This window comes from Streptomyces sp. GQ60 (genome assembly GCF_059758875.1).
The window spans coordinates 329,126-346,805 of sequence record NZ_JCAXEG010000002.1 but is presented as its reverse complement, the minus strand read 5'-3'; the positions used below and the strand labels follow the sequence as shown (position 1 = coordinate 346,805).

At 73.3% G+C, this 17,680-nt stretch carries 11 protein-coding genes and 1 pseudogene; 9 read left to right on the top strand and 3 right to left on the bottom strand.

Going from position 1 to position 17,680, the window contains the following annotated elements:
* Window positions 1-17 precede the first annotated feature (17 nt).
* The 3 genes from AC6CKD_RS06590 to AC6CKD_RS06580 all read left to right on the top strand — a co-directional run bounded on the left by AC6CKD_RS06590 (window position 18) and on the right by AC6CKD_RS06580 (window position 4,414).
* A complete protein-coding gene (locus AC6CKD_RS06590; protein WP_498326278.1) occupies window positions 18-1,658 on the top strand; it encodes an IucA/IucC family protein in 1,641 nt (546 codons plus the stop codon).
* Window positions 1,659-1,783: 125 nt separating this feature from the next.
* Entirely contained in the window at window positions 1,784-2,668 is an 885-nt protein-coding gene (locus tag AC6CKD_RS06585) for a winged helix-turn-helix domain-containing protein (RefSeq protein WP_498325781.1), read from the top strand.
* A gap of 168 nt (window positions 2,669-2,836) precedes the next feature.
* Complete coding sequence (locus tag AC6CKD_RS06580; RefSeq protein WP_498325780.1) at window positions 2,837-4,414, top strand: M12 family metallo-peptidase; 1,578 nt, start codon at window positions 2,837-2,839, stop codon at window positions 4,412-4,414.
* A gap of 109 nt (window positions 4,415-4,523) precedes the next feature.
* Here the strand turns inward: AC6CKD_RS06580 and AC6CKD_RS06575 are convergent, their stop codons facing one another.
* On the bottom strand, window positions 4,524-5,369 hold the full coding sequence (locus AC6CKD_RS06575) for a GntR family transcriptional regulator (RefSeq protein ID WP_407835562.1): 846 nt from the start codon (window positions 5,367-5,369) through the stop codon (window positions 4,524-4,526).
* Window positions 5,370-5,600: 231 nt separating this feature from the next.
* On the opposite strand from AC6CKD_RS06575, the gene AC6CKD_RS06570 reads away from it, so the two are divergent.
* Window positions 5,601-7,280 carry a beta-N-acetylhexosaminidase gene (locus tag AC6CKD_RS06570; RefSeq protein ID WP_498325779.1) on the top strand — a complete coding sequence of 560 codons (1,680 nt, stop codon included), beginning with the start codon at window positions 5,601-5,603 and terminating at the stop codon, window positions 7,278-7,280.
* Window positions 7,220-8,692, top strand: a complete 1,473-nt coding sequence (locus AC6CKD_RS06565) for a cellulose binding domain-containing protein (protein WP_498325778.1) — start codon at window positions 7,220-7,222, stop codon at window positions 8,690-8,692. The genes AC6CKD_RS06570 and AC6CKD_RS06565 overlap by 61 nt, the downstream gene beginning before the upstream one ends.
* Window positions 8,693-8,758: 66 nt before the next feature.
* On the opposite strand, the gene AC6CKD_RS06560 is transcribed toward AC6CKD_RS06565, so the two are convergent.
* Window positions 8,759-10,321, bottom strand: a complete 1,563-nt coding sequence (locus AC6CKD_RS06560) for a S8 family serine peptidase (protein ID WP_498325777.1) — start codon at window positions 10,319-10,321, stop codon at window positions 8,759-8,761.
* A 285-nt stretch (window positions 10,322-10,606) separates the two neighbouring features.
* On the opposite strand from AC6CKD_RS06560, the pseudogene AC6CKD_RS06555 reads away from it, so the two are divergent.
* The 4 genes and pseudogenes from AC6CKD_RS06555 to AC6CKD_RS06540 all read left to right on the top strand — a co-directional run.
* Window positions 10,607-10,972: pseudogene (locus AC6CKD_RS06555) on the top strand (aminotransferase class I/II-fold pyridoxal phosphate-dependent enzyme); the annotation flags it as partial.
* 361 nt (window positions 10,973-11,333) lie between these two features.
* Window positions 11,334-12,242 carry a SigB/SigF/SigG family RNA polymerase sigma factor gene (locus tag AC6CKD_RS06550; RefSeq protein WP_498325776.1) on the top strand — a complete coding sequence of 303 codons (909 nt, stop codon included), beginning with the start codon at window positions 11,334-11,336 and terminating at the stop codon, window positions 12,240-12,242.
* Window positions 12,243-12,414: 172 nt separating this feature from the next.
* Window positions 12,415-13,488: a quaternary amine ABC transporter ATP-binding protein gene (locus tag AC6CKD_RS06545; RefSeq protein ID WP_498325775.1), complete on the top strand. Its 1,074-nt coding sequence runs from the start codon at window positions 12,415-12,417 to the stop codon at window positions 13,486-13,488.
* The gene (locus AC6CKD_RS06540) at window positions 13,488-15,293 is read left to right on the top strand and encodes an ABC transporter permease/substrate binding protein (RefSeq protein ID WP_498325774.1); all 1,806 of its coding nucleotides are present in this window, start codon (window positions 13,488-13,490) and stop codon (window positions 15,291-15,293) included. Before AC6CKD_RS06545 ends, AC6CKD_RS06540 begins: the two co-directional genes overlap by 1 nt.
* Window positions 15,294-15,368: 75 nt before the next feature.
* On the opposite strand, the gene AC6CKD_RS06535 is transcribed toward AC6CKD_RS06540, so the two are convergent.
* Window positions 15,369-17,582 carry an MMPL family transporter gene (locus tag AC6CKD_RS06535; protein ID WP_498325773.1) on the bottom strand — a complete coding sequence of 738 codons (2,214 nt, stop codon included), beginning with the start codon at window positions 17,580-17,582 and terminating at the stop codon, window positions 15,369-15,371.
* Between the last annotated feature and the right edge of the window lie 98 nt (window positions 17,583-17,680).

Here is a 17,680-nt window from a genome sequence, read left to right as displayed (position 1 = left end):
GCGCTCTGGACGTACGAATGGAATCCGTGGACCCCGAAGCCGCCGACAACGACGCCGCCGACACCTACGCGGCCGCCCCGCTCCTGAACTGCCTCCTGCGGGAGGCCGCCGAACCGGTCCCGCTCGCCGGGGCGGCCGGGTCAGGAGGCACAGGAGGCTCAGGGGGGTCCGAAGGGTCCGAAGGTCCCGAGGAGGACGGCTGGTGCGCGTACCGGCTGTCGGGCAGCGCGCGGTTGCTGCGCGTGCGCGCCGGGCGCAGGCCCGAGCGGCCCGAGCTGGGGACGGGGGACGGCTGGCATCCGCTCACCCATACGGAGCTGGTGAAACTCGTCTCCGACGAACTGCGCCAGTACACCGGGGTGTCCAACGACGAGCTCCCGGTCGAGATCGCCGACAGCCGCGAGACCATCGCCGCGCTGCTGGCCGCCCGCGCGGCCACGCCACCGCCGGCGGACCCGTACGTCCGGTCCGAGCAGTCCCTGGTCATGGGGCACCCCCACCATCCGGCCCCCAAGGCCCGGGGCGGCGGGCCGGCCAACGGCTGGCTGCCGTACGCCCCCGAGGCCCACGCCCGTTTCCCGCTGGCCTTCCTGGGCGTGCGCGAGGACCAGGTGGCGGAGGAGGGCGGGCCGGCCGCGGCCGCCGCGGTGGACTCGCTCGCGGAGGCGCTGGGCGGGCCGCGCGCGCCGGCCGGCTACCGGCTGCTGCCCGCCCACCCCTGGCAGCTCGACCTGGTCGCGGGCAGGCCCGCCGTTCGCGAGGCCTTCGCGGACGGGAGGCTGCTGCCGCTGGGAACCGGGCGGGTGCCGGTGTGGCCGACCGCCTCGATCCGGACCCTGTACGTTCCCGGCGGCAGCCGTGGCGGAGGCGCGGCCGGCGATCTGTTCGTGAAGTTCAGCCTCGACGTGCGGATCACCAACGACGTGCGCCGGCTGTGGCGCCACGACCTGCTGAAACTGCGGCGCACGGACGCGGCGGTCGAGGCGGGCTTCGCGGAACTGCGCCGGTCCGGGTCGGGTGCGGCCTGGCTGCCCGACCGGGGGTACCGGACGGCCGAGTTCGCCTTCGAGGAGCTCGCCGTACTGGTCCGTGACGGGCTGGAGGCGCACGCGGAGCCCGGGGTCACGCCGCTGCTGGCGGCCGCGCTGGCGGAGGGGTATCCCGGCAGCCCGCTGGCGGCAACGGACGACCCGGCCGGGTGGTGGCGGGCGTACCTGCGCCAGGTGGTGCCGCCCGTCCTGCACCTCTTCGCCCGGCACGGGGTGGTGCTGGAAGCGCACCTCCAGAACACCCTGGTCGCCGTCGACGCCCAGGGCACGCCCGCGCAGGCCCTCTTCCGGGACGCGGAGGGCGTGAAGCTCCTGCCGGACCTGGACCGGGAAGCCGCCTGGCAGCGCCTCGTCTACTGCCTGGTGGTCAACCACCTGACCGAGGTGGCGGGCGCGCTCGCGGAGAGCCACCCGGAGGCGGCCGGGGACCTGTGGCCCGCCGCCCGTGCGGAGTTCCAGCGCTTCGGCGCCGAGCACGACCTGCCCGAGGTCGCCGCTCTGCTGGCCGCACCGAACCTCCCGGCCAAGACCAACCTGCTGCTGCGCTGGACCCGCGCCGACGGCGCCGACGCCCGCTACCTGCCGCTTCCCAATCCGCTGCGGCCCTGAGCGTGCGTGCGGTTCCGGCCAAACAGGGTCCGGATACCGGATCCCCTCTCACCGACAGGTATAGACCAATGCTACGTTGGTCGAGCAGACCGCGCAGTCCTTGACCTCCCGTCAGAGGAGAAGCCATGCCCTCCCCTTCGCGGGGCGGCGGCCCGGCCGCCATGCCCAAGTACCAGCGGATCGCCGCAGCGTTGCGGCGCGAGCTCGACCTCACCGCACTCATCCCCGGCGCCCGGCTGCCCTCCGAGCGCAGCCTCGCCGCCCGCTACGAGGTCAACCGGCAGACCATCCGGGCCGCCCTCCAGCACCTGAGGGAGGACGGCCTCGTCGTCACCGGCCGGCGCGGCACCCGGCCGGCGTTCCCGCTGCCGGCGCACCGGCCCCCGGCGCCGTTCCCGGCCGGCCATCAGGCCCCGGCCGCTGCCCCCGGCCAGGCCTCCGCCCCCGTCCAGGCCTCAGCCGTCGGCCAGGCCTCCGCACCGGCACCGGGGGTCGAGGCCGCCCCAGCCCCGGCGGCCACGCCGACGACGACGGCCGCCGGGGGACCCGCCCAGGCGTGGCTCACCCTGGTCACCCTGGCTCCGGCGCTCGCCGAGCAGCTCGGCATGCGCGGCGGGGAGCAGACCCTGGTCCACCACCACCGAGAAAGCGGCCCGACGGGCCAGACCCGGCGGCACGCGGTGACGTACCTCTGCCCCCGCACCGTCCTGCGGACCCCCGAACTCGCCCGCTACCGGGACCGCCTGGTGGCCGGCGTCCGGGGCGAGGACCTCGGGCCCCTGCACCACTGGCTGGAGGGGGCCGCGCGGGCCGGCCGGGTCGCCGAGACCATCACCATGACCCGGACCAACTCGCCCCGGGCCGCCACCCCGGCCGGCGGTCTCACCGTACGCCGCACCCTGCACGACGCCGCCGGCCGGCTGCTCGCGGTCACCGATCTCGCCTTCCCCACCTGGGACCGGCTGACGTTCGACCGGTCCCCGGCCGCCATCGGCTTCCGGGTGACCTAGGCGCTCTTGTCGATCGGCGCGGATCGGGGAGCGATGGGACGCCCCCTGGTCGGACGCCCGCCGCGCCGGGCCCGTCAGGGTGAGCCGGGGAGGCGTGGCCGGGTGACGCGGGAGCGGGAGCGGGTGTCGGCGTAGACCGGGCCGGTGTGGACGTGCGTTCGTACGCGCATGATCATCTCTCGTCTCGGCCTGGCCACCGGGCTGCTCGCCGCCCTCTCGGCCACCGCCCTCGGGCTGCCTCCAGCCCTGGCCGCCGCCCCCGCGCACCCGACCGCCGAGCCCGCCCCGCCCGGCCACGTCCTGCGCAGCCGCACCATCGACCTCGACCTGGCCGACTACCGCTGGCTGTGCGCGGACCAGCCCTTCGGCACCCCGCGCCGGCACACCTTCAGGCCGTTCTCCGACACCTCCATCGAGGTGGTGGAGTCCGGCGTGGAGCGGGACCCGGCCGGGGGCGCCGTCAAATGGAGCGGTGAGGTCGTCAGGGTCGACGGGAACCCGGTCGAGCCGGGGATGCGCCGCCGGGTGGTCCTGTCGACCACCGGAGTCTGCGCCGCCGGGGCCAGGCCGGACACCGTCGGCGTGGACGCCCTCTTCGACCTGGGCGAGAGGGCGTACCGCATCGCACAGCCGCGCAACGAACCGGGCCGGCTGCTGATCACCGAGGAGGACCCCGACCTCCACGTCAAGCCCCCGCAGGACGACGCCGACCCGCAGTACGAGAACCCCGACCCCGCGGTCATCGCGGAGGCGCGCAGGCAGTTGATGACCCGCGCCGCGTCCGCCGAGCCGGTCGTCATCGACATGGTGGTCGGCTACACCCCGCGCGCCGAATGGGGCATGGGCGGGGAGGAGGCGATGCTCGCCCGGATCGCCTTCGCGGAGACGAGCATCAACCACGCCTTCGCCGACAGCAACATCAAGGCGAGCGTCGACATCGTGGCCACCTACAAGGCGAACTACTACGTCCCGGCGGACCAGGAGACCGCCCCGGTCGTCCACGGCCTGGTCTCCAACCCGAGGGAGCCGCGGCTGGGCGCCCCGGCCGCCGCGCTGCGCGAGAAGTACGGCGCCGACCTGGTCTCCCTGATGATCGAGGTCCCGAACGGAACGAGCAGCGGGCAGGGCAGCCTCCCGCAGCCGCCGAGCGAGAAGACCGACGACCAGGCGTACTCGGTCGTCGACTACCGGACCGTGGCGCTCTGGTACAACTTCGGCCACGAGGTGGGCCACAACCTCGGGCTGTGGCACGACCGGACCACCCTGGACGTGCAGGGGGGCGGCGCCGACTACCGCCCTTACCTGACGACCCCCTACAGCACCGGCTACGTGACTCCCGACCGCCGGTACCACACGCTGATGGCATACTCCTCGGCCTGCGGCGGGCCCTGCACGGCCGTCAACCAGTACTCGAACACCGAGAACACCTGGGACGGCCAGCCGCTGGGCGACGCCTACAACAACAACGCGGCCGTCGCCCGGATCACCACCCCGCTCGTGGCCGGCTACCGCGCCCCCGCGCAGCCCCGCCAGCGCTACGCCCTGACCCTGGGCGAGGGGCTGCGCCCCGACACCTGGGGCCCGTACCGGGCGGGGACCTCGATCAAGGTGACCGCCGCCCCGCCGCGTGGGTACCGGATCGCCGCGTGGGAGCTGGACGGGCAGCGCTACTCGATCACCGCTTCCCAGGTCAACGTCACGATGGACAGGGCCCACGACCTCAAGGCGGTCTTCGTCCGCACCTGACGGACGGCGGACGGCGGACGGCGGACGGCGGACGGGGGCGGGGGATGCGGGCCGGTGGATGGGGGCCGGTGGATGACGGGCCCGCCTCCGGCGGAACCGCGGGGCACGCTCACGTGCTCGTGTGGACGTCCCCGGTCGTCGTGGAAGTGATGACCGCCCGGCGGCCGAGGTCGCCCGGCGGGATCCCCGGGTGGTGGCCCCCGGGCCGCCCGGCTCCCGGGGACACCCCCAGGGCCAGCCGCGAGACGATCCGGTAGCGGTCGCCCCGGTACACGGAGTGCACGTACTCCACCGGCCGGCCGGTGGAGTCGGTGGTGAGCCGCTCGATGAGCAGCGCGGGGGAGAGCAGCGGGACGTCCAGCAGGCCCGCCTCCCCCTCGTTCACCACCGTCGGCTCGATGGACTGCTGCGCCTCGTGCACGTACACGCCGTGGTGGTCGCGCAGGTGCTCGTAGAGGTCCCCGGCCTCCAGCTCCGCCGGGGTCAGGGCCGGCACCAGATCGGCCGGGATGTGCAGGTGCTCGATGGCCATCGGGGCGCCGTCCACCAGCCGCAGCCGGGCGATGTAGAGCAGGCTCGCACCGGGGGAGATGCGCAGCCGGCGGCCGATCCGGGCGCCCGCCTGGACGGTGGAGTGCTCCAGGATCCGGCTGGACCAGTGGCCGGCCGCCTGCCGCATCGCGAAGGCCGCCTCGTCGGCGGCCAGTTCCTGGGTGATCTTGGCGGGGGCAACGAACATCCCGCGCCCGTGCTCGCGTACGAGCAGGCCCGTGGCCACGAGCTCGTCCACCGCCGCGCGCAGGGTCGGACGGGAGACCTCCAGCGTGGCGCACAGGGTGCGCTCGGAAGGGATCGCGTCGCCGGGCCGCCTGATGTCGATGAGCCCCAGCAGGTGCTCGCGGACCCGTTCGCGCTTGAGTACGGATCCTGACGGGTCGGTTGCGTCCTTCGTCATGGCCCGCCCCCACTTCTCTCTGCTCACCTGTCCAACTGGTCATGTGCATCTAACCACTCGGGGAGGCGGGGGCGGGAGACGTCCGTCGAGATTTTTCAGCCCGTACAGGGTTGACGGCGCACGCGGGCCGTGTCACCTTCTAGCCACTCAGCTAACCAATTGGTCAGTTGGTCAACTCCATTCCTTCGCGGATGAGTTGACGGAACAGCCAGGTGAGGAATCTCCGAGACCGTGACCGAGCCCGACACCGTGACCGATGCCGTCGCCGATGCCGCCGCCGTTTCCCTCCGCCCCGACCTCGCGCTCGTCCCGCGCCCCGACTCGGTCACCGCCCTGCCCGGCCGCTTCACCCTGGACCACCGCACCGGACTGCGCGCCGGTCCCGGCGCCGAGGCGGCGGCCGGCCTGCTGCGCGAACTGGTCACCCCCGCCACCGGGTTGCCGCTGGCCCCGGACCCCGACGGGCGGATCGTCTTCCTCCTGACCCCCGGGGACACCGCCGCCCCCGCCCGGGGGGAGGAGCCGCTCGGAGCCGAGGGGTACGTCCTCACCGTCCGCCCCGACTCCGTCCTGCTGCGTGCGGCCCGCCCCGAGGGGCTGCTCCACGGGGTGCAGACCCTGCGCCAGCTCCTGCCGCCCGAGGCGCTGGCCGCCGGGGGCGCGCGGGCCCGTACGCCCGCGGCCGGCTGGTCGCTGCCCTGCGTACGGATCACCGACCGGCCGCGGTTCGCCTGGCGCGGCGCCCTGCTGGACGTGGCCCGCCACTTCCAGCCCGTGGCCTACGTACGCCGCTTCGTGGACCTGCTCGCGCTGCACAAGCTCAACGTCCTGCACCTCCACCTCACCGACGACCAGGGCTGGCGGATGCCGGTCGCGGCCTTTCCCCGGCTCACGGAGATCGGCGGCCGGCGCGCCGAGAGCGCGGGTGACGGGATCCCGCACGAGGGCGCCTACACCCGCGCCGAACTGGCCGGGCTCGTCGCGTACGCGGCCCGGCGCGGGGTCCGCGTCGTACCCGAGATCGAGATGCCCGGCCACGCGCGCGCCGCCCTCGCCGCCTACCCCGAACTCGGCAACCGGCCCGGCGTCCGGCTGGACACCTGGACCCGCTGGGGCGTCTGCGAGAACGTGTTCGGGGTCCACGACGCCGTGCTCGACTTCTGCCGGGGCGTGCTGGACGAGGTCGCGGACGTGTTCCCCGGGCCCTACGTCCACCTCGGCGGCGACGAATGCCCGCGCGTGGAATGGGAACGCTCCCCGGCGGCCCGCGCCCGGATCGCCGCCGAGGGGCTGGCCGGCCCGGGCGCGCTCCACGGCTGGTTCCTCGGCGAGGTCGCGGCGCACCTGGCCCGGCTCGGCCGCCGCCCGCTCGGCTGGACCGGGACCGGCACGGAACTGCCCGCCTCCTTCACGGCCCTGGCCTGGCTCGACGCGGACCACGGGCGGGCCGCCGCACTGCGCGGCCACGACGTGATCATGACCCCGTACCGGTCCACCTACCTCGACTACCCGCAGTCCGCCGACCCCGGCGAACCGCGCGGCCAGGAGGGCGCCGTGCTCGACCTGCGGGGCGTCTACGACAACGAGCCCGCTCCCGCGCACTGGGAGCCCGAGGCCGCACGCCGCGTACTCGGCACCCAGGCGCAGCTGTGGACCGAGTACGCGCGGAGCCCGGCCGAGCTCGAATACCTGGCCTTCCCCCGGCTGTGCGCCCTGGCGGACACCGCCTGGTCGGCGCACCGCGACTGGCCGGACTTCCTCCGCCGCCAAGGCCACCACCAGACCCGGCTCGCCGCCCTCGGCGTGCGCGGCCGATCCCTTCCCTCCCCCCACCCCGAGAGGAACGCAGCATGCGCACCCCGACCCACGCCCCGAGCCGCCCCCCGGTCCGCAAGCGCCGTACGGCCGTAGCCCTGGCCATCGCCCTGACCGCCGGTCTCGGCTCGGCCGCGCTGACGGCCCTGCCCGCGACCGCCGCGGCCGACTCCGTCAAGGTCCAGTACCGCACCAGCGCGACCGGGGCCACCGCCGACCAGGCGGAGCCCTGGTTCAAGGTGGTCAACAACGGCTCCGGCACCGTCTCCCTGAGCCAGGTCACCTTCCGCTACTACTTCAAGGCGGACGCCGCGGACACGCAGTACCGGTACGCCTGTTCCTGGGCGGTCAAGGGCTGCGCCAACATCACCGGCACCTTCCACACCCTGGCCACCCCGACGGCCACCGGCGACCGCTACCTGGAGATCGCCTTCACCGCCGGCGCGGGCACCCTCGCCCCGGGCGCCGACACCGGAGACATGCAGCTGCGCTTCCACCGCGCCGACTGGCAGACGCTGCGCCAGTCCGACGACTACTCCTTCGACGCGTCCCGCACCGGGTACGGGGACTGGGACAAGGTGACCGCCCGGCTGGGCACCGGCACCGTCTGGGGCACCGCGCCCGGAGGCAACGTCCCGGACCCCACGCCGACCCCGACCCCGACGGAGCCGACCCCCACCCCGACAGACCCGGGACCGGCCGGAGCCACCCTCTTCGACGACTTCACGTACACCTCCTCCACGGACCCGGCGATAGCGGCCCACGGCTGGAGCGTGCGCTCCAACGCGGGCGGGCCCGGCGTCCCGGGCGCCACCTGGGCGCCGGAGAACGTCACCTTCGCGGCCGAGGGCGGCAACACCGTCATGAACCTGGAGACCTCCACGGCCGGGACCGGCGAGAGCACCAAGCACACCGAAATCCTCACCCGGGCCATGAAGTTCAAGAACGGCACCTACGCGGCGCGGGTGAAGTTCTCCGACGCCCCGAAGTACGGCCCGGACGGGGACCACCTCGTGCAGACCTTCTTCCCCATCAACGACCTCAAGGCCCCGATGGCCGACGACTACGCCGAGTACGACTTCGAGTACCTCCCCAACGGCGGCTGGGGCGAGCCCGCGAACATCCTCTACGCCACGTCCTGGGAGACGTACCGGCCCGACCCGTGGGAGGCCGTCAACCAGCACACCGAGTCCCGGACGAGCTACGCGGGCTGGCACGACCTGGTGCTCACCATCGACAACAACGCCATCACCTACTACGTCGACGGCCAGGTCTTCGGCACGCACGACGCCCGGTACCTGCCCGAGCGGCCCATGTCGATCAACTTCAACCAGTGGCTGATCGACCTGAACGGGCAGCCCGGCTCGACCCCCCGCGCCTACGACCAGAAGGTGGACTACGTCCTGCACGTCAAGGACCAGGTCCTCACCCCGGCCCAGGTCGCGGCCAAGGTCGGCGGCTTCCGCACCGCGGGCACGGCCTTCGTGGACAACGTCCCCAACGGCTGACCCGGCCGGCGGACGGGGGTGTGCTCCGGGGCCCGCTGCCCCGGAGCACACCCCCGATTCGGCCGTTCAGAACCGCAGCGCCCACCCGTCCAGGTACCCGGTGTGCCCGGCGAAGGCGTCGAACACGCGCAGTCTCCACACGCCGGCCGCCGTCTCCGCGGAGGCGTTGACCGTGTACAGGCCGACGAGGTCGCTCTCGCCCCAGTCCGTGTACTCGTCCTTGATCGGGTACACCGACCCGTCGGGTGCGATCAGGTCGATCCGCAGGGTTCCCGAGTCCGGGTGCTTGACGTACACCTCGACGTCCAGCTTGGCGGGGGCTGGGCCCGCGACTCCGCTGACCGTGATCGGGGATGTGATGGTCTTCAGGTCCCCGACCGCGTAGTTCGTGGGGTTGGAGAAGCGTTTGCCGAGCACCCGGTTCGGTGCGCTGCCCATGTAGAGGGAGCGGTCCGGGGAGCCCGGACCGCGGTCGAGCACCGCCCCGGTGGTGGCCTTGGTCTTCAGGTAGCCCGCCACCTGGGCCGGGGTGGCGGTGCGGTTGATGGACAGGTAGACCGCCGCCGCGCCCGCGACGTGCGGGGCGGCCATCGAGGTGCCCGACATCACGGTGCTCCAGTCGTCACCCCAGTAGACCGCCGAGGTGATGGAGTCGCCGGGGGCGAACAGGTCCACCAGCGGACCGAAGTTGGAGTACGAGGAGCGGGCGTCGCGGACGCCCAGCGCCCCGACCGTCAGCGCCTCGGAGACCCGGGCCGGCGAGTGCCCGGAAGCGTCCTTGTCCTGATTGCCCGCGGACACCGCGTAGGTGATGCCGGAGGCGATGGAACGCCGCACGGCCGCGTCCAGGACGCTGTCCGGGTCACCGCCCAGGCTCATGTTCGCCACGGCGGGCTTCACCGCGTTGCGGGTCACCCAGTCGATGCCGGCGACCACCTGCGCGGTCGTGCCCTCCCCGTTCCAGTCGAGGACCCGGACGGCCACCACCTTCGCCCGCTTGGCCACCCCGAAGGTGGTGCCCACGAGGGTTCCGGCCACGTGGGTTCCGTGCCCGTGCACGTCCTCGGCCACGGAATCCTTGTCGATCGCGTCGTAGCCGTACCGGGCACGCCCGCCGAAGTCCTGGTGGCTGATGTTGATCCCGGTGTCGATGACGTACGCGGTCACCCCCACACCGGCCGACGTGGCGTACGCGTAGGCGCTGTTCAGCGGCCGCCTGCGCTGGTCCAGCCGGTCCAGGCCCCAGGACGGCGGGGTCGGCTGGGTGGTGTCGAGGCGCAGCTTCCGGTTCTGCGCGACCGTGGTCACGGCCGGATCGGCCGCGAGCCGCCGGGCCTGGCGCTCCGTCATCCGGACGGCGAATCCGTTGACCGCCGAGTCGTAGGTCTGGTCGACCGTGCCGCCGAACCGTTCGACCACGGCCCGGCCCCGGTCCGTACGGGAACCCGCGCGCGCCGGGTCCAGCAGGACGAGGTAGCTGTCGCCGACGGCTCCGGGCGCTCCGGCGTACAGGACCACCCCCTCCGGCGCGGCCGTGGCCGAGGCCCCGGTGTCCACCCCGAGCACGAGGGCCGAGGCGAGCGCGAGCGCGGCTCCGTACCGCCGGAATAAGTGCGATCGCATGATCATGAAAGAGGACCCCCCTGAGTCGTCCGCTCAGAGTGCTGCGTCCGGAGGTCCCGCACAAGGGCGCCGCGGGGGAACCCCGTGGACGCGCTCGTACGAGGGCCCCGCGCGGGAGGAAGCAGGCCTTGCCGACTGGGGGCCCTTCTCCTCTTGGCGCCACTCGTGCACAGAACGGAATCTTCCTGCTCGCGGCCCGGGGCCGGGAGCAGCACGGGGTGCCGCTCCACGACGGGGACGCCCTGGAGCGGGAGTTGGCCCGCCGCTCAACGCCTACGTCCGGGACAAGACGCCTACGTCCGGGACATCCTGCGCATGGCCGGCGACCGCCTGACCGAAGCCTTCCCCGGGCTCGACTGGCATCCGCCCGAGGCCGGCTGCCTCGCCTGGATCGATCTCCGGCCCCTCGCGGTTCCCGACGAGGTGCTCCAACGTGAGCTGATTCATACCGAGAAGGTGGCGATCATGCCCGGAACCGCCTACGGGCCCGAAGGCGCGGGCTTCGTACGCCTCAACGCGGGCTGCCCGCGCCCCAAGGCCGAGGCCGGCGTCGAGGCCTTGATCCGGGTGCTCCGCACCACCTCGGGCACCCCGGCCGGAGCCGCCCGCGCAGCCGCTCCCGGCACCGCCACCGGGCCCGCCGCCGAAGGGAATTGACCGGACGGCCGAGGGAACCGCGGCCGTCCGGCCGATGTGCGACCGGAACGGAACCCTGCCGCAAATGCGGCCGGGTTCCGGCTGGTTGATCTAGGAGGAGGGAACTGGGGAACGGATCCGGAACCCGCTAGGGTGTACGCCCATCAAGGTCATGCGCCGCAAGCCGACCAGCCCAAGGAGCGACCCCGTGCCGATGCCCACCCCGTTCTCCCATACCGCCGGCCCCCTTCCCGGCCCCCGGTCCGGACCCCTTCCCGGTCCCCGCCCCGGCCCCTGCGCCGGCCGGCCGGCCGGCCCCGTCCCGAGCCCCGGCGCCGAAAGAGCCCCGAGCCCCGGCGCCGGCAGAGAGCCGGCGGCCACCGTGCTCCCGCCCCGGATCGCGGAGCCCCGCGAGGTGGCCCCCGCGGACGCGCGCGAGCTGACGCGGCTCTTCTTCCGCCGGCTCCACGAGCTCGACGAGGGCACCCACGAATACCGGTACGTCCGCGAGACCCTCATCGAGATGAACATCTCGCTCGTCCGGTTCGCCATGCGCCCCTTCCGCGGCCGCGGAGACGGAGGCGACCTCGAAGACCTCCTCCAGGTCGGCACCATAGGCCTGATCAAGGCCATCGACCGGTTCGACCCGGCCCGCGAGGTGGAGTTCGCCTCCCTCGCCATGCCGTACATCACCGGAGAGATCAAACGACACTTCCGTGACACCAGTTGGGCGGTCCGCGTCCCGCGGAGGCTCCAGGAACTGCGCATCGACCTGGCCAAGGCGAAGGAGCAGCTGACCGCTCTCCTCGACCGGCCGCCGACGGTCGCGGACCTCGCGGTACACCTCTCGCTCACCGAGGAAGAGGTCATCGAGGGGCTCGTCGCCGCCAACGGCCACACCAGCGGCTCCCTCGACGCCCCGGGCTCCGAGTACACCGACGGCCGCACCGACGGCCACAGCCTCGCCGAGACCATGGGGGCCGAGGAGCCCGCGCTGGAGCGCGTCGAGGACATCCAGACCCTGGCGCCGCTGCTGGAACGCCTCAGCGACCGCGAGCGCCGCATGCTGTCGATGCGCTTCGGCGAGGAGCTCACCCAGGCCCAGATCGGCGCCGCCCTCGGCATCTCGCAGATGCAGGTCTCACGCCTCCTGACCCGGGTCCTCGCGCACCTGCGTGCCTCGATGCTCGCCGACCCGGAGCATTCCGGAGCCGGGACCCCGCAGCAAGCGGAATCCGGTTGCACGGGCGCAGCCACGAGCGCGGGCGGCGACGCAGCGCAAGTGACATGACTCACTTCACCGTTTGCAGAGGTTAAGCCCGGGCAAGAGCGCTGCTGGAGCGGACCCGTCCGCCGGCCGACAGCGGCCGGGGCGCGGGTGACGGGCGGATCCCGTCGCGCTCCACGGCCCGCCGACCGCACGCACGCCGGTGGGCCGTGCCGGTACGACCCTTGAGGTGTATGTGTCCACGCTCATAGCCGAGCATGTGTACAAGGTGTTCGGTAAAGGACCCGACAATGGCGCGGCCGTCGCGAAAGCGGTCCGCGCACTCGAAAGCGGTGCGACCGACCGCGACGAGCTGCGCGCCGAGGGAACGACGGCGGCGGTGATCGACGCCTCGTTCCGCGTCGAGCCCGGCCAGATCTTCGTCGTCATGGGTCTGTCGGGCTCGGGCAAGTCCACCTTGCTGCGCATGCTCAACGGCCTCCTGGAGCCCACCGCGGGCCGGATCCTCGTCGACGGCGAGGAGCTCACCGCCCTCTCGCCGGCCGAACTGCGCCGCGTGCGCTCCACCAAGATCAGCATGGTCTTCCAGCACTTCGCCCTGTTCCCGCACCGCGACGTGCTGGAGAACGCCGGCTACGGCCTGGAGGTCCAGGGCGTCCCCCGGGCCGAGCGCGAACGGCGGGCCGCCGAAGCGCTGGCCCTCTGCGGGCTCGGCGGCTGGGAGAAGTCCTGGCCCGACGAGCTCTCCGGCGGCATGCAGCAGCGCGTCGGCCTCGCCCGCGCCCTGGCCACCGACGCCGACCTGCTGCTGATGGACGAGTCCTTCAGCGCGCTCGACCCGCTGATCCGCCGCGACATGCAGGACCAGCTGCTCGAACTCCAGCGGAGCCTGGGCAAGACCATCGTGTTCATCACCCACGACCTCAACGAGGCCATGCGGCTCGGCGACTCCATCGCCGTCATGCGCGACGGCCGGATCGTCCAGCAGGGCACGGCCGAGGACATCCTCACCCGCCCCGCCGACGACTACGTGGCCTCGTTCATCCAGGACGTGGACCGCTCGCGGGTGCTGACGGCCGACGCCGTCATGACCGGGGACGCCGGCGGCCGGCCCGACTGCGGCTGCCCCACGGTCTCCGCCGGAACCCCGCTCGCCGACGTGTGCGCCGTCAGCGCCCGCGTCCCGCACCCCGTCGCCGTCACCGCCGAGGACGGCACCGTCGTCGGCTCCGTCCCGCAGGGCCGCCTCGTCGCCTTCATCGGCGACGAGCGGCGTGCCCCGCTGGACTGCGCGGAGGTGGCCGCGTGATGCCCCGCCTGAACCTCGGCGCCTGGGTCGACAGCGGTGTCGACTTCCTCCAGAGCCACCTGTCCTGGCTGTTCGACGCCATCGCCGCGCTCGTCACCGGCCTCTACGACGGCATCGAAGCCGTCCTGTCCGCGCCGAACCCCCTGCTGCTGGCCGGCGTCCTCGCCGTCGCCGCCTGGTGGCTGCGCGGCCTGCTCGCCGCCCTGCTCGCCTTCGCCGGTTTCGCCCTCGTCGACTCCGTCGGCCTGTGGCCCGAGGCCATGTCCACGCTCGCGCTGGTGCTGGTGGCCACCCTGGTCACGCTGGTCTTCGCGATCCCGCTGGGCATCTGGGCCTCGCGCTCCGACAAGGTCAGCGCCACCCTGAAGCCCGTCCTGGACTTCATGCAGACCATGCCGGCCATGGTCTACCTCATCCCCGGCATCATCTTCTTCGGGGTGGGCGTGGTGCCCGGCATCATCGCCACCATCATCTTCTCGCTGGCGCCCGGCGTCCGGATGACCGAGCTCGGCATCCGCCAGGTCGACCCCGAGCTGGTCGAAGCCGCCGAGGCCTTCGGCACCACCCCGCGCGACACCCTCGTACGGGTCCAGCTCCCGCTGGCGCTCCCCACGATCATGGCGGGCATCAACCAGGTCATCATGCTCGGCCTGTCCATGGTGGTCATCGCCGGCATGGTCGGCGGCGGCGGCCTCGGCGGCGCCGTCTACCGGGCCATCGGCAGCGTGGACATCGGCCTCGGCTTCGAGGCCGGCGTCTCCATCGTCATCCTCGCCATGTACCTGGACCGGATGACCGGGGCGCTGGGCCGTCAGGTCTCCCCGCTCGGCCGCCGCGCCCTCGCCAAGGCGCGCGCCGCCGCCACCGGCAGCGCCAAGGTGTGGAGCCACCGCCCGCAGCCGGTCTTCGCCGTGGCCTCGGCCGTGGTGCTGTCCCTGGTGGCGGGCGGCCTCGGAGTCTTCGGCGACTCCGGGAAATCGCACGTCAACGCGGTCGGCGGGGCCGGGGTCGAGAACATCGGCAAGGGCCGCAAGCTCAGCATCGGCTACATCCCGTGGGACGAGGGCATCGCCTCCACCTTCCTGTGGAAGGAGCTCCTGGAGCGCCGCGGGTACCAGGTCGAGGCCAAGCAGCTGGAACTCGGCGCGCTCTTCACCGGGCTCGCCGGGGGGCAGATCGACTTCCAGACCGATGCCTGGCTGCCGGCCACGCAGTCCGAGTACTGGAAGAAGTACGGCAACAAGCTCGACGACCTCGGCTCCTGGTACGGGCCGACCTCGATCGAGCTGGCCGTCCCCTCCTACATGAAGGACGTGAAGACCCTCGCCGACCTGAAGGGCAAGGCCGGGGACTTCAAGGGCCGGATCATCGGCATCGAGCCCAGCGCCGGCGCGATGGGCCTCCTCAAGGACAAGGTGCTGCCCCAGTACGGGCTCGACGGGGAGTACAAGGTCGTCGACGGATCGACCCCGGGCATGCTGGCCGAGCTCAAGCGGGCCTACGAGAAGAAGGAGCCCGTCGCGGTCGTGCTCTGGTCCCCGCACTGGGCGTACGCCTCCTACGAGCTGACGAAGCTCGCGGATCCCCAGGGCGCCTGGGGCAAGGGCGACGGCATCCACAACGTCGCCCGCAAGGACTTCGCGGCCGACGAGCCGAAGGTCGCCCAGTGGCTGAGCTCCTTCAAGCTGACGGAGGCCCAGCTCACCGGTCTGGAGGCCGGGATCCAGGAATCCGGCAAGGGCAAGGAGCAGCAGGCCGTCCGCGCCTGGCTGGCCGATCACCCCGAGGTCGACAAACTGGCCTGACCGAGCCGGGGCCGGTGCGGCGAAGACGGCCCTGCGGGGCCGCGCGCACCGGCCCCGCCACGGGCGGGCGGTGGTTCAGCCGGCCGTGGCCGGTTCGGGCGCCGGCTCCGGCACGGGCTCCGGCGCCGGCTCCCGCACATCGCGGCCGGGCCCGACCGGCCACCACAGGGAGCGGCCCAGCAGCGAGGCCAGGGCCGGCACCAGCACGATCGACAGCACGAACGCGGAGAGCAGGATCCCGAGGCCCGTGGCGAAGCCGATCTGCTGCGTCGCGGAGCCCGGGCTCGCGGCCAGGCTCCCGAAGGAGAACGCGAGCACCAGGCCCGCGGTCGCGATGGCGGGCGCCGTGTGGCGCACCGCCCGGGCCACGGCCGCACGGGCCGGACCGGGCCGCTCCATCTCCTCCCTGATCCGGTCGGTGATCAGGATGTTGTAGTCGGTGCCCAGCGCGACCACGAACAGGAACAGCACCAGCGGCAGCGAGAAGTCCACGCCCGGCCGGCCCGCCGCGTGCTGGAACACCAGCGTCGAGGCACCCAGCGTGGCCACGAAGCCCAGACCCACCGAGAGCATCAGGACCACCGGCGCGAGCAGGCTGCGCAGCAGCAGGAACAGGATCAGCGCGATCAGCGCCGCCGCCACCGGGAAGACCACCTTCAGGTCCTTGTCCACGGCGGACGCGATGTCGGAGAAGATCGCCGCCGTACCGCCGACATGGGCCTCGGTACCGTCGGGGCGGTGGGCCGCCACCGCGTCCCGGACCGGTCCGGAGACCAGGTCGCGGGCCTCCTGGCCGTGCGGGTCGGCGGTCGGGAACAGGTCGATGCGGGCCGCCCGGCGGTCCTCGCTCAGCACCGTCGGTGCCACCCGGCCCACTCCGTCGACCGAAGCCAGCGCGCGGGAGAGTCCGCCGAGGCGCTCGGCCGTCAGCGTGCCCCCGTCGGAGGCGGTCACGAACACGCCGGCCGGATCGGACACCCCGGCGGGCAGCGCGCGGGCGATCTCGGCCGCCGTGGCCGCCGAAGCCGTACGCTCCCCGCCCGCGCCGCTCTGCCCGTAGTCCATCCGCATCCCGGCCGTCCCCGCGGCCAGCGCCCCCAGCAGGGCCACCGAGGCGAGCACCAGGGTCAGCGGCCGCCGTGCCGCCAGGCGGCCCGTCCGCGCGGCCACGCCCTCGCGGGGCTCCCGCTTCAGCGCCCGCGAGGGCCAGAACATCCCGCGGCCGGTGACCGCGAGGATGGCCGGCATCAGCGTCAGGCTGCCGAGCAGCATGACCAGGACGGACACGGCGATGGCCGGGCCCAGCACCCGGAACTGGCCGAAGGTGGCCACCGCGAGGGTGGAGAACGCGGCGACGATGGTCAGCGCCGCACAGGTGATCGCCGTACCGACCCGGCCGGCGACCTCGGCCGCCGCGGTCCGGCCCGACTGCTCCGGGTGCTTGCGCAGGTGCTCGCGGAAGCGGAAGAGCAGGAAGAGGAAGTAGTCGATGCCGATGCCCACCAGCACCACGCTGATCAGCTGGGGTGTGGACGCGTCGAGTTCGATGCCGGTCAGCATCGCGGTGCCGACCACGACCCCGGCCGCCGCTCCGCCGATGATGCTGACGGCGATCAGCGGCAGCAGCGCCGCCAGAACGCTGCGGAACACCAGCACGTGCAGCAGTACGATCACCGCGAGCATCACGGCGCCGACGATCTTCGACCGGGTCTCGTCCGCGTCGACGGTGTCGACGGTGTCCGCGAGCCCGGCGGTGAACCCGGTCCGCAGGCCCGTCTCCGCGAACTCGGCCCGGGCGTGGTCCCGGAACGCCCGGTACAGGTCCTGCATGCCGGGATCCATGGGATTGCCGGTCAACTCGACCGACAGCAGCCGGAAGCTGCGGTCCGGGGCCGTCATCGCCGGGCTGATCCGGGGCAGCTGGGAACGGTCCTGCACCAGGAAGGACGGGGTGTCCTCGGGCCGCGGCATGACGATCCGCTGCCGGGTCAGCTTCGCCGCCTCGGCGTCGATCCGCCGCTCGTCGGCGGCGGTCAGCGGCGCACCGTCGGCGCGGGCCGCCAGCATGGTCAGGGGGTTGGCGTCGGGCTCGACCCCGAAGTGTTCCTCGGCGACCTCGAGCGCGGCCGCCGAATCGTAGGAGGCCGGAAGGAACGCGCCGGTGCTCGTCTGCGTGGCGCGGAAGACCAGGGCCTGGCCGAGGATCGTCAGGGCGATGCCCAGTACCGCCCAGAGGGCTATGACCTTCCACGGACTTCGGGTGGCGAAGGCGGTCAGGGCGCGGATCAAGGAGTCCTCCGTAACGTGGGCGGCAGGCCGGGGGTCCCCGGGCTGCTCACCAGCTCATCACCGGCCGCCTTCCGAAACGTCAGGTCCCGGGAGGAGCT

Excerpts from the sequence above, each read along its gene's own strand:
- AC6CKD_RS06575 (WP_407835562.1), bottom strand. The coding sequence starts at position 5,369 with ATGACGAAGGACGCAACCGACCCGTCAGGATCCGTACTCAAGCGCGAA.
- AC6CKD_RS06580 (WP_498325780.1), top strand. The coding sequence starts at position 2,837 with ATGATCATCTCTCGTCTCGGCCTGGCCACCGGGCTGCTCGCCGCCCTC.
- AC6CKD_RS06565 (WP_498325778.1), top strand. The coding sequence starts at position 7,220 with ATGCGCACCCCGACCCACGCCCCGAGCCGCCCCCCGGTCCGCAAGCGC.
- AC6CKD_RS06540 (WP_498325774.1), top strand. The coding sequence starts at position 13,488 with ATGCCCCGCCTGAACCTCGGCGCCTGGGTCGACAGCGGTGTCGACTTC.
- AC6CKD_RS06585 (WP_498325781.1), top strand. The coding sequence starts at position 1,784 with ATGCCCTCCCCTTCGCGGGGCGGCGGCCCGGCCGCCATGCCCAAGTAC.
- AC6CKD_RS06560 (WP_498325777.1), bottom strand. The coding sequence starts at position 10,321 with ATGATCATGCGATCGCACTTATTCCGGCGGTACGGAGCCGCGCTCGCG.
- AC6CKD_RS06590 (WP_498326278.1), top strand. The coding sequence starts at position 18 with ATGGAATCCGTGGACCCCGAAGCCGCCGACAACGACGCCGCCGACACC.